Genomic DNA, 14,236 nt, shown 5'->3' on the forward strand with positions numbered 1-14,236 from the left:
AATCCTCCCTGGTGCGCGCCGGGGCCACGCCCTAGGGTTTGCCGATCAAGACAGATGTGGAGGCGACGATGACCGCGAACCCCGGATCCGACCGGCTCGACGCCCTGCTCGCGCAGGTGCTCGCCTCCGTCGGCGGTGAGGACGCGCGGGTGCGCGAGCTGGTCGGCGGCCTCGTCGCCCACCTGCACGCGTTCGTCCGCGAGAGCAGGCCCACCGAGGCCGAATGGCTGCGTGCCGTCGACTTCCTGGTCCGCGTCGGGCAGACCTGCACCGAGACCCGCAACGAGTTCATCCTGCTGTCCGACATGCTGGGCGTCACCTCGGCCGTCGACGAGGTGAACCACACCGGCCCGCCCACCATGACCCCCAGCTCGGTCGAGGGCCCCTTCCACTCGCCCGCGCCGCCCCGCCCCATGGGCGCCTGGATCGCCGAGGGCCCCGAGCGGCACCGCGGCGAGCCCGCCGTCGTGCACGGCCGCGTCACCGACTGCGACGGCAACCCCCTCGCCGGCGCGGTGCTCGACGTCTGGCAGTCGAACGACACCGGCCTGTACGACAGCCAGGACGCCGAGCAGCCCGACGGGAACCTGCGCGCCCTGCTCACCACCGGCGACGACGGCGCGTACTGGTTCCGCACGGTGAAGCCGAGCAGCTACCCGGTGCCGACCGACGGCCCCGTCGGCGAGCTGCTGCGGGCGATCGGCCGCCACCCCATGCGGCCCGCGCACGTGCACATCAAGGTCCAGGCGGCCGGGCACCGGCCGCTCACCACCCACATCTTCGTCGCCGGCGACCCCTACCTCGGCTCCGACGCCGCGTTCGCGGTCAAGGACGCGCTCGTCACGGACTTCCTGCCGTCCGCCGGCGCGCGCTTCGGCATGGACGGCCCGTTCCTGGCGGCGGAGTTCGACATCAGGCTGGTCGAGGAAGGAGACCCGCGGTGAAGCTCGTCGGCATGGCCGCGCGCGACAACGGACGGCACGTCACGGTCGGCGTCCTGGCGGACAGCACCGTCACGCCCCTCGCCGAGGTGACCGACTTCTACAGCGACGTCCCGTACTGGCTGGACCGGGCGCGCCAGGCGGGGCCCGGCGGGGTGCCGCTGGCGGAGGTGGAGCTCGCGCCGCCCGTGCCGCCGTCGGCGCGGGTGCTGTGCGTCGGGCTCAACTACCGCGCGCACGCGGCGGAGGGCGGCTTCGAGCCGCCCGCGCACCCGACCGTGTTCGGCCGGTGGACGGCCTCGCTCTCGGTGACCGGCACGGCCGTGCCGGTGCCCGCCGGAGAGCCGGGGCTGGACTGGGAGGGCGAGGTCGCCGCCGTCGTCGGCGCGCGGCTGGCCGACGCCGGCGAGAGCGAGGCGGGGGCGGCCGTCCTCGGGTACGCCGCGTTCAACGACATCACCGCCCGCACCGCCCAGAAGCTCACCAGCCAGTGGACGCTCGGCAAGAACGCCGACCGCAGCGGCCCGATCGGCCCGATCGTCACCGCCGACGAGACCGGGAGCCCCGGGGACGGATGGCGCGTGGTCACCCGGGTCAACGGCGAGGTGATGCAGGACGGCGACACCAGTGACATGATCTTCACCGTGCCCGCACTCCTGTCGCGCATCAGCGCCACGCTGACACTCCACCCCGGCGACGTCATCGCCACCGGCACCCCGGAAGGCGTCGGCTACGTCCGCACGCCGCCCCGGCTGCTGACGCCCGGCGACGTGGTCGAGGTGGAGGTCGACCGGCTGGGCGTGATCCGGACGCCGGTCACCGGCCCGGCCGGCAGGAGGGGCGCGTGAGCCGGGTCCTCGTCGCGGGCGGCGGCCCCGCCGGGCTGGCCGCGGCCGTCGAGCTCGGCCGCCGCGGCGTCACCGTCACCGTGGTCGAGCCGCGCACCACGATCGACCAGGACCGGCCGCGCGCCAAGACCACCAGCATGCGCACCATGGAGCACCTGCGCCGGTGGGGGCTCGCCGACCGGCTGCGCGCCGCCGCGCCGCTGCCCGTCTCCTGGTCGCAGGACGTCCTGTTCTGTACGAACCTGCTCGGCGTCGAGCTCACCCGCTTCCCCCACGCCTTCGGCCTCCACCCCGAGCGCGACGAGCGGTGGGCGGAGCCCGGCCAGCAGGTGCCGCAGCCGATCGTCGAACGGCTGCTGCGCGAGGCGGTGGCCGAGCTGCCCGCCGTCACGCTGCTGACCGGGGTCGCCGTCACCGCGATCGACCAGGACGGCGACCGGGTCCGCGCCCGGCTCTCCGACGGCTCTGCGCTCGAAGCCGACTACTTACTGGGCTGCGACGGCGCCGCCGGGGTCAGCCGCGAGGCGATCGGCGCGTCGTACGAGGGCTCGTCCGGCGAGCGGCCCAACCTGAGCGTGGTGTTCCGGGCGCCCGGCCTGGCGCAGAAGATCCCGCTCGACCCGGCCGTGCAGTACTGGGTGATCCATCCGGAGGTGTCCGGCCTGATGGGCCGGATGGACCTGGACGACAAGTGGTGGGCGATCATGGTGGGCGTCGACGTGCGCACCTCCGCCCCGGACCCGGAGCGGCTGGTGCGCGTGCTCATCGGCGCCGACCTGCCGATCAGCGTCGTCAGCACCGACCCGTGGGTGGCCCGGATGCTGCTCGCCGACCGCTACCGCGCCGGCCGGGTCTTCCTGGTCGGCGACGCCGCCCACCTCAACCCGCCGTGGGGCGGCCACGGGTTCAACACCTGCGTCGGCGACGCGGTCAACGTCGCGTGGAAACTCGCCGCCGTGCTGCAGGGCTGGGGCGGACCCGGCCTGCTCGACAGCTACGAGGCCGAGCGCCGCCCGGTGGCCGTCCAGACCGTCGCCGACAGCTCCGCCCAGGAGAAGCTGCTCGCGCCGACCTTCGCCGACCGGCCGCTCACCGGCCCCGGCCCGGAGGCCGCCCGCGCCCGCGCCGAGACGGCCGCCGCGCTGCGGGTCAAGGCCGGCGAGTTCTACAGCGAGGGGCTCGTGCTCGGCTACCACTACGCGGGCTCGCCGATCGTGGCCGACGACGGCTCGCCCGTCCCGCCGCACACCCCGCAGGACTACCACGGCTCCGCCCGGCCGGGCGCGCGGCTGCCGCACGCCTGGCTGCCCGGCGGCCGTTCCCTGTACGACACGCTGGGCGAAGGGCTCACGCTGCTGCGCCTGACACCGGAGCCCGGCCCGGCCTTCGAGGAGGCGGCGCGGGCCCTCGGGGTGCCGTTCACGGTGGTGGACCTGGCGGGCGAAGGGCTGCTCGACAGGTACGGCGCGCCGCTCGTCCTGGTCCGGCCCGACCAGCACGTGGCCTGGCGGGGCGGCGGCGGCGACCCGGCGGCGATCCTGCGCACGGTGCTCGGGTTCAGCGGGGCGTGAACCAGACGCTGATCTGGTTCAGCTGGTCGGCCGGGCCCTCGGCGAGGACCCGCACGGTCTCGCCGTCCATCCCGCCGAGCACCAGCCGGCCCTTCTCGCGGCCGATGACGGTCGCCAGGAAGTGGCTCCGGTCCAGCCAGCCGTTGAACACCATGCCCTTCGCCGGCGGGATCACCGCCTTCCGCTCGCCGGTGGCCGCGTCCCACAGGCAGACGTCGCGCGACCCCTCCCGGCAGGTGGTGGTGAAAACCCGGCCGGCCGTGGTGTCCGCGACGCCGCCCCGGATCAGCGCGCCCTTGCCGGTGAACGTGCGCAGCACCCGGCCGTCGAGCCCGACATACCGGATGGCGCCGTCGCCGCCCTGGGTGACGAGCGTCGAGCCGTCCGGCCCCCACCCGTAGCCGGCCTCGCCGCCGAAGTCCGTGCGGCGGGTCTGGACGCTCTTGGCGGCCGGGTCGACGACGACGAAGCCGACGGTGCGCTGCTCGTCCGGGCCCGCCCTGAGCGTCAGGAGCAGGCGGCCGCCGTCGGCGGTCCAGGCCGGGTCCAGCGTGAGTCCTGGCTTGCCGGCGGTCCGCAGCGTGACGTCCTCGCCGGTGCCGCGGTCCACCAGCCGCAGCGTGTTGTGGTCGGTCACGTCGAGGTTGGAGACCGGGAGCGCGGCCACGTACCGGCCGCCGGGGGAGACGACCGGGATCTGGAAGCTGCCGAACCGCCGGAACTGCCCGGTCCGGGGATCGCGGACGTAGGCGGGGAAGTCCGCCTCCGCGAAGCCGCCGTAGTAGGAGCTGGCCCAGATCGGGTCGGCGGGGTTCTCGTGCAGCTCGACCCCGGTGCCGGGGAGCGTCGAGGTGGTGGTGGAGCCGGTGCTCATCGGACCGGAGGAGACGCGCTGCGGCGCCGGCGGGATCGGGTCGTCCGGCGTGCTCCGGAGGCCGAGCACGGCGGCCGTCGCCGCGCCCGCCAGCACCACGGCGGCGGCGCCCGCGACGAGCACCCGCCGCCGCGGCCCGCGCGGGGCGGGCTCGGGGGCCGCGCTCCTGGTGCCCTCGGCGAGCAGGCGCTGCGGCTCCACCCGGTGACCGAGCAGCCGCAGCAGCGCGGTGCGCGCGGTCGGCCGGGCCGCCGGGTCCTTGGCCAGGCAACTGCTCACCACCTCGCGCAGGTCGCCGGAGAGATCGCCCAGGTCCGGCTCGGCGCGCAGGATCCGGTTCACCAGCGCGGGCACGTCGCCGGAGCCGAACGGCGGCGAGCCGGTCGCCGCGCACACCACCGTGGCCGCCCACGCGAACAGGTCCGCGGGCGCGCCCGCCCCGCGCCCGAACTGTTCGGGGGCCATGAACGGCGGCGTCCCCGTCAGGTGGTCGCCGTCCGGTTCCGCGGCGTCGAGCGTCCTGGAGATGCCGAAGTCGATCACCCGCGGCCCGTCCCTGCCGAGCAGCACGTTGCCCGGCTTGAAGTCGCGGTGCACCACCCCCGCCTGGTGGATGGCCGCCAGCGCGGTCACGCTGCCGATCGCCAGCCGGCGCAGCTCGGCCCCGCCCAGCGGCCCCCGCTCGGCGAGCACCCGGGCGAGCGACGGCCCGTCGACGAACTCGCTGATCACGTACGGGACGCCGTCGAGCTCGCCGCTGGCCAGCACGCTCGCCGTGCAGAACGCCTTGACCCGCCGCGCCAGCTCGACCTCCTTGGCGAAGTCGGCCCTGGCCTCCTCGTCCAGCGCGTGCGCCAGCAGCTTGATCGCCACCCGCTCGCCGGTGGCCGACTCGCCCAGGTAGACGACGCCCTGCCCGCCCTCGCCCAGCCGCCCCGCGACGCGGTACGACCCCACCCGCGCGGGGTCCTCCGTCAGCAGCGGCCTCGGCTCCACGGTCACCGCCGGATCGCCGCCCACTGGCGGTTGCTGCCGCGCTCGTCCACGTCCGCGAGCACGCGCTTCGTCCTCCCGAGGAAGTCCACGACCTTCACCTGGAGGCGGCCCTTCTTCTTGCCGGGATCCTCGATCAGCAGGTGGTCGTCGTCGAACCAGCCGATCAGCCGGACGTCGTCGTCGAGGCCCTCCACCGTGGCCTTGCGTGCGCCGGTCACCGCGTCCCAGACGCACACGTCCCCGCTCTTCGGACAGACGGTGAAGAACTGCCTGCCGTCGGGCGAGTACCAGTCGCGGTCGCGCGGCATGCCCACCCAGTGCCTGGTGGTCGTCACCTTGCCCGACATGTCGTACGTCTCGATGCCCTGCGACTTCTCACCCGAGTAGCCGCGGGCGATCGTCCCGTCCGGGAGGAACGTGAACGGCAGTGAGATCGCGTCCTTGTACTGGGTGTTGACCACCGTGGAGGTGCGCGCGGCCACGTCGACGACGACGAAGCCCGAGAACAGCTTCGCGTCCTCCGTCCTGATCGACAGGAGCAGCCGGCGGCCGTCGCGCGACCATGCGGGCACCTGCGTGGACTCGGGCTTCTTCACGGTCTGGACGGTGAAGGTCTCGCCGGTCGACAGGTCGCGGAACCGGACGTGGTCCATGTCGGAGTTCTGGTACTTGAGCCACGGGTTGAGCGCCACCCACCGGCCGTCCGGCGACACCCGGGGCTCCTCGGCCAGGCCGACCTCCTCGAACCGGCCGGACGCGTCCCTGACGAACGTCTTGAAGGGCCGGCTCACCTGGAGGTAGGCCGTCAGGCGCGCGACGTCGTCCGGGTGCTCGTGCAGCGTGGCGCCGATGTCGGGCAGCTCGACGTCCTTGTCCGCCTTCGGGGGGACGCTGGCGACCGGCGCCGTGGTCACGCTGGGGGTGATCGGCGCGCCGGAGGTGATGACCGCGCCGGGCGAGGGGGACGAAGCCGCCGAGGTGGTCACCCACGGGGGCGCCAGCGTGTACACGGCGGCGCCCGACAGCAGCGCCCCGGCGGCGAACGCCGCCACCGCGACCAGCGGCCCCCGCCCGCGCCGCGCGGGCGGCGGCTCGTCCCTCCCGCCGGCCTGCGGGAGCAGCTTGCCGGTCAGGAACCGCGTCTCGCCGACCAGTCGCAGCAGCACGTCGCTGGAGGAGGGGCGGCGTGCCGGGTCCTTGTCCAGGCACCCCTCGACGACGCCCCGCAGGTCCCCGAGATCGGGCAGGTCAGGCGGCTCGCCGACGATCCGGTTGACCGTGCCCGCCATCGACCCGCCGTCGAACGGGGAGCGCCCCGTGGCCGCCGACACCAAGGTCGCGGCCCACGAGAACATGTCCGCCGCCGGCCCCGGCTCCGCCCCGTCGAGCCGCTCGGGCGCCGCGAACGCGGGCGTCTCCACCTGCCGGGTCGTCGTCTCGGCGGAGGCCGCCATCGCCCCCGCCACGCCCACGTTGATCAGCCGGGGGCCGTCGGGACCGAGCACCACGTTCTCCGGCCGCACGTCGCCGTGGACCGCCCCCGCCTGGTGGATCGCCACCAGCGCGGTCACCGTGCCGACCGCGAGCCGGTGCAGCGCCGCCTCCCGCAGCCGCGTCCCGCCCGCCGTCACCGCCGCCAGCGTGGGCCCGTCGATGTACTCGCTCACCACGTAAGGGCGGCCGCCCGCCGTGCCCGAATCGAGCACCTGGGCCGAGCAGAAGGCGGACACCTCGCGGATCGACTCGACCAGTCGCAGGAACCGCTCCTGGTCGACCTGCGGGCCCAGCAGCTTCACCACCACGGGCCGGCCGGCCTCCGCGCCCTCGGCCGCGTACACGCCCCTGCCGAGCCGGCCGATCAGCCGGTACGGGCCCACGTGGGTCGGGTCTTCCTCGCGCAGCGGTAAGAACTCGGGCATCCCGGTTTCTCCTCCCGGCAGGTGAGGCTGCCGCGTAGATCACCGATTATGAGTGTTCACCGGGCGGATTGACATGCCCTTGACACCCATTGTGCGCCCGGATCCGCGCGGGAGCGCTACCCCGGATCCCGGTGCGCCCGCACCGCCCCCACCAGCAGAACGACCAGCCCGAGCACGATCCCGGCGAGCACCAGCGGCTCGTTCCAGCCGGTGACGAAGGGGGTGGCCGCGGTGACCGCCCAGAGGACGGCGACCGCGTACGAGAAAGGGGCGAATCTGACGTGTATCCGCCGCCAGGCCTCATCGCTCGCCATGGACGTCCTCGTACGGACCCCGAAGAGGGGGTTGCGCGGCAGCCGCCGGGACGCGCCCAGCAGGCCCAGGGCGAGCGCGAGGAACGCCGCCCCGCCGAAGAGGACCGCGACGATGATCTGCTCGCCCGCCGTCATGATCGCCCCTCCTCGGATCGAGGCTGTCACGCGCAGAGGGCGGTGTCCAGGGCGGCTTCCAGGTTCTTGACGGCGGGCAGGTCCGACGGCAGGGAGGTGACCGCGACGGTGGCGGCGCGGCCGTCCTCGGTGACGCCGTTGCCCGTGGCGTAGCCGGGGGCGGAACCGCCGTGGGACCAGGCGAAACCGCCGCAGCTCAGCTTGAAGGTGGCGATGCCCAGCCCGTACCGGGCGCCGCCCACGGTGTCGAACTCGGGCGCGGCGACGGTCTTCTTCATCTGCTTGAGCTGTGCGGGCCTGAGCAGCTCGCCGTTCATGAGCGCGGTCATGAACGTGTTGAGATCCTTCGGGGTGGCCACGAGCGCGCCCGCCGCCCACGCCATCGACGGGTCCAGCCGGGTGACGTCCCGGTACGGGTCGCCGGGCTTCAGCGCGAGGTAGCCCTTGGGGTGCGGGCCGCGGATGTCCCGCTCGCCGACGCCTGGCCAGTACGTGTCGCGCAGGCCCAGCGGCTTGATGACGCGCCTGGTGATCTCCTCGCCGATCGGCCGGCCGGTGACCTTCTGCACGACGAGCCCGGCCAGGATGTAGTTGGTGTTGCTGTAGTCCCAGCCCTTGGCGGGGGAGTCCCGGCGCGCCAGCGCCGTGTCCACCAGCTCGCGCGGCTCGAAGTGGCGCTCCAGCACGGAGAAGAAGTCGCCGATGAGGACGTCGTCGTAGTCGCGCAGGCCGCTCGTGTGCTGGAGCAGCCGGCGGGTGGTGATCTTCCGCCCGTCGACGCCCTTGCCCCGGACCACCCCGGGCAGGTACTTCTCGATGGGCGCGTCCAGGTCCAGCTTGCCCTCACCGGCCAGCTGGAGCGCGACCACGGCGGTGAACATCTTGGTGTTGCTGGCGATCCGCACCCGCGCGTCCGCCGGCATCTTCGCCTCGGTCTTCAGGTCGGCCACGCCCGCCGTGTAGGTGCGGGTCCGCCCGTCGCGCCCGCGCACGGCCGCGATCGCGCCGGGGAACGACGACTCCTGGACGAGCGTGTCCAGGCGCTTCTGCACGGGGTCGGCGGGGGCGGCGTGCGCGACCGGGGCGGTCAGGCCCAGCCCGGCCAGCGTGGCGAGTGCCGACGCCGCCAGGATGCGTGCGGGGTGCTGCGACATGGGTGGCTCCCTCTGCTCGGATGGCTCGTTCTCGAACACCACCCAGCCTGTCGGCGCGCCACCTCAAGATCGATCCAGCCCGCTGGAGACCGCTGGTACAGCCTGCACTACGTCGTGGGAACGGCGGCGGCGAGCAGGTGCTCGTCGCCCGGCCGGCAGACGAGCTGCAACCCGACAGGCAGCCCGCCGGCCAGGCCCGCCGGCACGGACAGCGCCGGGAAACCGAGCACGTTCCACGGGGAGGTCAGGGCCAGCAGCGCGGCGCGGACGCCGACCGGCCGGCCGTCGAGCACCGTCTCCCGCAGGCCCAGCGGCGGGGCGGTGAGCGGCACGGTCGGCAGCGCGAGCACGTCGTGGTCCTCGAACAGCTTCTCGGCCACCCCGGCGAGCCGCCGCCGCTCCGCCGTCGCGCGGACGTACTTCCAGCCCGGCACCCGCATCGCGCCCCTGAGCCGGTCGAGCACCTCGGGCTGGAACAGCTCAGGCGCCTCCGCCACCCGCTCGGCGTGCACCTCGGCCGCCTCGGCGCCGCCGATCGTGACGTACACGTCCATGAACGCCTCGGCGGCCCCCGGCGGGAGCGCGACCCGCTCCTTCGCGCCCGCAGCCCCGGCGGCGACCCGCACCACCTCGGGGTCGCAGGGGTGCAGGTCGGAGGGGTCGAGCCAGGCGACGCGTGGCGTGACGGAGCCGCTCTCGACGGCGTCCCGGCCGCTGAGGAGACGGTAGGCGAGGAAGCACTCGCCGGCGGTGCGGGCGAGCACGCCCACGTGGTCCAGGCTGGGCGACAGCGGGAAGGCGCCGTCAGCCGGGATCGCGCCGTACGCGGGCTTGAGACCGGCCACCCCGCACAGCGCCGCGGGGATGCGCACCGAGCCGCCGGTGTCGGTGCCGATCGCCAGCGGCACCAGCCCCGCGGCCACGGCTGCGCCGCTGCCGCCGCTGGAGCCGCCCGACATGCGCGCGGGGTCCCACGGGTTGCGGGACGCGCCGTTGGCCGAGCAGTCGCCGGTCGGCCCGTACGCGAACTCCTGGGTCGTGGTCTTGCCCACGATCACCGCCCCGGCCTCGCGCAGCCGGGTCACGCACGCCGCGTCGGTGTCGGGGACGTACCCCGCGAAGTGCCGCGAGCCCATGGTGGCGGGCATGCCCGCCACCAGGAGCAGGTCCTTGACCCCCACCGGCAGCCCGTGCAGCGGGCCCCGGTCGGCCCCACCGGCCAGCTCGGCGTCGGCCTCCCTGGCCGCCGCCAGCGCGCCGTCCTGGTCGACGCTCACGAAGGCGTTCAGTACGGGATCGAGCCTGGTGATGGCGTCGAGCGCCTCCCGCGTCAGCTCCTCGGCCGTCGTGCGGCCCGCCCGCAGGTCGCGGCCGAGGTCGTCGATGGTGCGGCCGGCGAAAGGCCCGGAAGACGTCGTCATGCAGTCACTTCTACATGCTCACGCCACGCGCCCCAAATGTGCGGGTGGTTAACCGATTCAGGGTTCACGACATGACCTTAGTTGTGTTGGGCTGGCGAAACTTTCAGTCGGTTCGGTGAACCAGTTAAGAAAAGCGTTGACGGTGTGGATCAGCGTAGGTAGCGTCCCCGATCGCGTACCCCGCCATCAGCCGGAGGCGTCCATGCGGCTCACCGCCCTCGTCACCGCCCTGCTCGTCGCCGGAGCGACGCTCGTCGCGGCGCCGGTCCAGGCCGCGGCCCCCGCGCCGCCGACCGCGGGGCCCGCCCTCGCCGCCACCCCGCCGATGGGGTTCAACAACTGGAACGCGTTCGGCTGCGAGGTCAGCGAGACCCTGATCAAGGAGACGGCCGACGTCCTGGTCTCCAGCGGGCTCAGAGACCTGGGGTACGAATACGTCAACATCGACGACTGCTGGTCCCTGCGCGAGCGCGGACCCGACGGCAGGCTCGTCCCCGACCCTGACAAGTTCCCCGGCGGGATCGACGGCGTCGCGGACTACGTCCACGCCAAGGGCCTCAAACTGGGCATCTACGGCGACGCCGGCACCAGGACGTGCGCCGGTTATCCGGGCAGCCTCGGCCACGAGGAGATCGACGCCCGCACGTGGGCCGGCTGGGGTGTCGACTACCTCAAGTACGACAACTGCAACAACCAGTCCGACGGCTCGCAGGAGGACTACATCCGCCGCTACACGGCGATGCGCGACGCGCTCGCCCGAACCGGGCGGCCGATCGTCTACTCCATCTGCGAGTGGGGCACCTCCCAGCCGTGGACCTGGGCCGAGGGCGTCGGGCAGCTGTGGCGCACCACCGGCGACATCAGCGACGACTGGTCCAGCGTCCGCTCCATCATCCGCCAGAACGCCCCCCTCGCCCCGTACGCGGGACCGGGACACTGGAACGACCCCGACATGCTGGAGATCGGCAACGGCGGCATGACGGCCACCGAGTACCGCACCCACATGAGCATGTGGGCGATGATGGCCGCCCCGCTGATCATCGGCACCGACCTGCGGGCCGCCTCCGCCGAGACCCTGGAGATCCTCGGCAACCGCGAGATCATCGCCGTCGACCAGGACCGGCTGGGCGTCCAGGGCGCGGTCGTCTCCGACGAGAACGGGCTCATGGTCCTCGACAAGCCGCTGGCCGGCGGCGACCGGGCGATCGCCCTCTACAACTCCACCGACACGCTCGCCACGGTCGGCGTCGCCGCCGCCGACACCGGGCTGCGCCGGGCCGGGGCGTACCGCCTGCGCGACCTGTGGACCGGGCGGACCCTCCAGGCCCGGTCCACCATCTCCGCCGCCGTCCCCGCGCACGGCACCGTCGTCTACCGGGTGAGCCCGCTGCGCGGCCCCGGCGACGTGCCGCCGTCCGTCGTCGCCGGCGCCGCCCTCGGCACCGTCGTCCCCGCCGACGGCGGCACGCTGACCACGGCGGTCACCAACCGCGGCGCCGGAGACGTCCGCGACGTCAAGGTCACCGTGCGGACGCCCGAGGGCTGGACCGCCACCGCGACCGGCCCGTCCGGCAGCGCCCGGCTCCGGACGGACGCCGCCCTGGAGACCGCCTGGCGGATCGGCGTCCCCGCGACCGCGGCAGCCGGCCGCCACCCGATCGAGATCACCGCCGCCTACCGGTGGGGCCGCCGCTCCGCCGGCACGTCCAGCGAGATCGTCGCCGTGGTCGTGACCGCCCCCGGGGACGGCCGCCGCCACCTCAGCACCGTCGCCCCGGTCAGCACCGTCAACGCCACCGGACCCGTCGAGGCCGACCAGAGCAACGGCGGGCCGCTGGAGGACGACGGCAACCTCATCACCATCGGCGGCCGCGTGTACCAGCGCGGGCTCGGCACCACCACCGGCAGCGAGATCAGCTACTACCTCGGCGGCCGCTGCTCCCGCCTGGTCACCGACGTGGGCGTCGACGACGAGGCGGCGGCCGGCGCCCCCGCCACGTTCACCGTCCACGCCGACGCGCGCACCGCCGCGACCAGCGGCCCCATGACCTCCGGCCAGGCGCCCGCCACGCTCACCGCGGACCTCACCGGCGCCGACTGGCTGCGCCTGACCGCCGAGTCCGGCGCGGCTGCGGTCCACGCCGACTGGGCGTCACCGGTGCTCACCTGCGGCGACGTCCCCGACGACAGCCCGGTGCTGCCGGTCTCGCGCACCCTGTTCTCCTTCGAGACCGGCACCGACGGCTTCACCATCGCCAACCCCGGCGACGGCGGAACCGTCGCCCGGTCACCCCTCTTCCACACCCACGGGACCAGCGGGCTCAAGGTGTCCACCCCGGTCGCCGGCAACTGGTTCGGCAGGCCGCTGGACGAGCCGCTCGACCTCACCGGCACGAGCATGCTCAGGTTCGACGTGCGGGCCGGCGAGGTCGGCACCGTCGGCGAGATCGCCATCCAGGTCGGCGAGGACATGTCGTGGTGCCAGGGCGGCCGGTGGGGCTGGATCGGCCCGCACTCCAGCAGGACCGTCACCGAGCGGTTCGACCAGATCGCGTGCCCGCTCGGCGTCACCCTCGACCTGGCCGACGTCCGCGCCGTCTGGGTGTTCCTCAACACCGGCGGCGACGTGCACATCGACGACGTCCGCGCCGAGTAGGGCGCGCTGTGCGACGATGCGGTGTCGTCCCGCGCCGATCGGAAGCAGATGAGATACGGAGTACGCGAGTTCGAGCTCACGCTGATGCACCGGATGCGCGACGTCAACGCCCCGCGGGTGGAGCGGGCGCTGCGCGACCTGGGCGCGACCCGGGCCGAGCTGCGGGCCGCGCACGCGCACTGGACCAGGCTGGCGCACGCCGCGCGGGCGCCGAAAGGGCTGACGGCGCTGCGGTCGGCGCTCGGCCCGCCGGCCCATGAGGGCGAGCGGCCGGTCGGCAGCCTGACGTGCGAGGTGGCGTGCTGGGTGCTGCCGTCGTGGCCGGAGCTGGAGTTCGAGGTGCTGACCGGGCCCGGCGGCGAGGTGTGGAACCAGTGGTTCGTCCGCCCCGGCGGCGGCAGGCCGGTGGCCTTCGCCGACCTGGAACCCTGGGAGTGCGTGGTCGCCGACCTCGGGGCCGGCTTCCCTGACGCCACCCAGCTCGAAGGCGGCGCCCCGCACCACTGGGCGGCCGACTTCCGGCACGACGGCGCGACCTACCGGGCCCGCTTCGTGTACGGCCTCTACCAGGACAAGGAGCGCGTCACGCGGTGACGAAGTCGGCGACGAGCACCGTGGCGTCCTCCTCCGGCTCCACCACCGACATCTCGTCGTACAGCTGATCCAGGCAGGACGCCGGGGACCGGCCGTCGGCGAACAGGGCGGTCATCCGCTCCGCCCCGAGCGCCGTGACCACGCCGTCGGTGACCACCACGATGCGATCGCCCTGGTGGAGCGGCACGCTGCCGACCTCGGGTTCGGCCGTCCCCACCGGGCCGTCCCCGGGCCTCGTCAGCCGCCGCGGCCGCCCGCCCTTCGCGCAGTACCAGATCGCGCCGCCGCCGACGTGGGCGTAGCGCAGGCGCGGGCGCTCGCCCGCGTCGAGCACGATCAGGTCCAGGCCGGTGGCCCGCTCCGCCAGGGCGAGCTCGTCGCGGGCCGCCCGCGCGCAGCCGCCCAGATCCTCCTCTTCCGTACCGGCCGTCTGCGGTCGTGCCGCGACCACCGCGCCCAGGGCCAGCGCGGCCGCCGTGTGACCGCGCCGGCCTCGCCCCCCTCCGTCCGCCACCGCGATCAGCCGCTCCTGGATCACGTAGACGTCGGACGGACGGCCGTTCGAGCCCTCGTACGTGCCGCCCGCTGCCGACAGCCGCGGCCGTGCCACCGGAATGCCCGGTGGCCACGGCCCCCGCCTGCCACGGACCGCCATCACCGACAGGCAGGAGATCAGGATCGAGATCGAGATGAGCGTCATTGAGGTCCCCCCTCGGCCGCAGTGATCGCGACACGGATCAGTACACGCCGCCCCGCCCGGGGTGGCATGACGGTCGATCAGCCGTCATGCCGCAGAGGGCGCGGACGGTGGAA

General features: G+C 74.2%; 11 protein-coding genes. 5 read left to right on the top strand and 6 right to left on the bottom strand.

The window, feature by feature from the left end; all coding sequences use genetic code 11:
* Positions 1 to 68: 68 nt before the first annotated feature.
* From ABD999_RS15625 to ABD999_RS15635, 3 genes are read left to right on the top strand one after another with little or no spacing between them, the layout of a single operon-like run.
* Complete coding sequence (locus ABD999_RS15625) at positions 69 to 944, top strand: dioxygenase family protein (RefSeq protein ID WP_271279624.1); 876 nt, start codon at positions 69 to 71, stop codon at positions 942 to 944.
* The gene (locus ABD999_RS15630) at positions 941 to 1,789 is read left to right on the top strand and encodes a fumarylacetoacetate hydrolase family protein (protein ID WP_271279625.1); all 849 of its coding nucleotides are present in this window, start codon (positions 941 to 943) and stop codon (positions 1,787 to 1,789) included. The genes ABD999_RS15625 and ABD999_RS15630 overlap by 4 nt, the downstream gene beginning before the upstream one ends.
* Positions 1,786 to 3,360: an FAD-dependent monooxygenase gene (locus tag ABD999_RS15635; protein ID WP_271279626.1), complete on the top strand. Its 1,575-nt coding sequence runs from the start codon at positions 1,786 to 1,788 to the stop codon at positions 3,358 to 3,360. The genes ABD999_RS15630 and ABD999_RS15635 overlap by 4 nt, the downstream gene beginning before the upstream one ends.
* Here ABD999_RS15635 and ABD999_RS15640 read toward each other — a convergent pair.
* The 5 genes from ABD999_RS15640 to ABD999_RS15660 all read right to left on the bottom strand — a co-directional run bounded on the left by ABD999_RS15640 (position 3,347) and on the right by ABD999_RS15660 (position 10,173).
* Positions 3,347 to 5,254 carry a protein kinase domain-containing protein gene (locus ABD999_RS15640; protein WP_345482762.1) on the bottom strand — a complete coding sequence of 636 codons (1,908 nt, stop codon included), beginning with the start codon at positions 5,252 to 5,254 and terminating at the stop codon, positions 3,347 to 3,349. The two genes, ABD999_RS15635 and ABD999_RS15640, sit on opposite strands and share 14 nt — an antisense overlap.
* On the bottom strand, positions 5,233 to 7,149 hold the full coding sequence (locus ABD999_RS15645; protein ID WP_345482763.1) for a protein kinase domain-containing protein: 1,917 nt from the start codon (positions 7,147 to 7,149) through the stop codon (positions 5,233 to 5,235). Before ABD999_RS15645 ends, ABD999_RS15640 begins: the two co-directional genes overlap by 22 nt.
* Before the next feature lie 116 nt (positions 7,150 to 7,265).
* On the bottom strand, positions 7,266 to 7,598 hold the full coding sequence (locus ABD999_RS15650) for an SdpI family protein (RefSeq protein ID WP_219551170.1): 333 nt from the start codon (positions 7,596 to 7,598) through the stop codon (positions 7,266 to 7,268).
* 26 nt (positions 7,599 to 7,624) lie between these two features.
* Positions 7,625 to 8,752, bottom strand: coding sequence for a serine hydrolase domain-containing protein (locus ABD999_RS15655; protein ID WP_271279741.1), 1,128 nt, complete (start codon positions 8,750 to 8,752; stop codon positions 7,625 to 7,627).
* 107 nt (positions 8,753 to 8,859) lie between these two features.
* A complete protein-coding gene (locus tag ABD999_RS15660; RefSeq protein ID WP_271279742.1) occupies positions 8,860 to 10,173 on the bottom strand; it encodes an amidase in 1,314 nt (437 codons plus the stop codon).
* Between the two features lie 202 nt (positions 10,174 to 10,375).
* Here ABD999_RS15660 and ABD999_RS15665 point away from each other — a divergent pair, with 202 nt between their 5' ends.
* The gene (locus ABD999_RS15665) at positions 10,376 to 12,829 is read left to right on the top strand and encodes an NPCBM/NEW2 domain-containing protein (RefSeq protein ID WP_148033246.1); all 2,454 of its coding nucleotides are present in this window, start codon (positions 10,376 to 10,378) and stop codon (positions 12,827 to 12,829) included.
* 48 nt (positions 12,830 to 12,877) lie between these two features.
* Positions 12,878 to 13,423 (top strand): hypothetical protein, encoded by a 546-nt coding sequence (locus ABD999_RS15670; protein WP_271279743.1) that lies wholly within the window; start codon positions 12,878 to 12,880, stop codon positions 13,421 to 13,423.
* On the opposite strand, the gene ABD999_RS15675 is transcribed toward ABD999_RS15670, so the two are convergent.
* On the bottom strand, positions 13,413 to 14,123 hold the full coding sequence (locus ABD999_RS15675; RefSeq protein ID WP_219551180.1) for a SpoIIE family protein phosphatase: 711 nt from the start codon (positions 14,121 to 14,123) through the stop codon (positions 13,413 to 13,415). The two genes, ABD999_RS15670 and ABD999_RS15675, sit on opposite strands and share 11 nt — an antisense overlap.
* Between the last annotated feature and the right edge of the window lie 113 nt (positions 14,124 to 14,236).

Origin of the sequence: Nonomuraea ferruginea, assembly GCF_039540635.1 — a bacterium.
In the GTDB taxonomy this organism is placed as follows: Bacteria; Actinomycetota; Actinomycetes; order Streptosporangiales; family Streptosporangiaceae; genus Nonomuraea; species Nonomuraea ferruginea.

What these genes read in the sequence shown, in the direction of transcription:
- ABD999_RS15670 (WP_271279743.1), top strand. Translation starts at nt 12,878, where the DNA reads ATGAGATACGGAGTACGCGAGTTCGAGCTCACGCTGATGCACCGGATG.
- ABD999_RS15650 (WP_219551170.1), bottom strand. Translation starts at nt 7,598, where the DNA reads ATGACGGCGGGCGAGCAGATCATCGTCGCGGTCCTCTTCGGCGGGGCG.
- ABD999_RS15645 (WP_345482763.1), bottom strand. Translation starts at nt 7,149, where the DNA reads ATGCCCGAGTTCTTACCGCTGCGCGAGGAAGACCCGACCCACGTGGGC.
- ABD999_RS15625 (WP_271279624.1), top strand. Translation starts at nt 69, where the DNA reads ATGACCGCGAACCCCGGATCCGACCGGCTCGACGCCCTGCTCGCGCAG.
- ABD999_RS15665 (WP_148033246.1), top strand. Translation starts at nt 10,376, where the DNA reads ATGCGGCTCACCGCCCTCGTCACCGCCCTGCTCGTCGCCGGAGCGACG.
- ABD999_RS15660 (WP_271279742.1), bottom strand. Translation starts at nt 10,173, where the DNA reads ATGACGACGTCTTCCGGGCCTTTCGCCGGCCGCACCATCGACGACCTC.
- ABD999_RS15675 (WP_219551180.1), bottom strand. Translation starts at nt 14,123, where the DNA reads ATGACGCTCATCTCGATCTCGATCCTGATCTCCTGCCTGTCGGTGATG.
- ABD999_RS15655 (WP_271279741.1), bottom strand. Translation starts at nt 8,752, where the DNA reads ATGTCGCAGCACCCCGCACGCATCCTGGCGGCGTCGGCACTCGCCACG.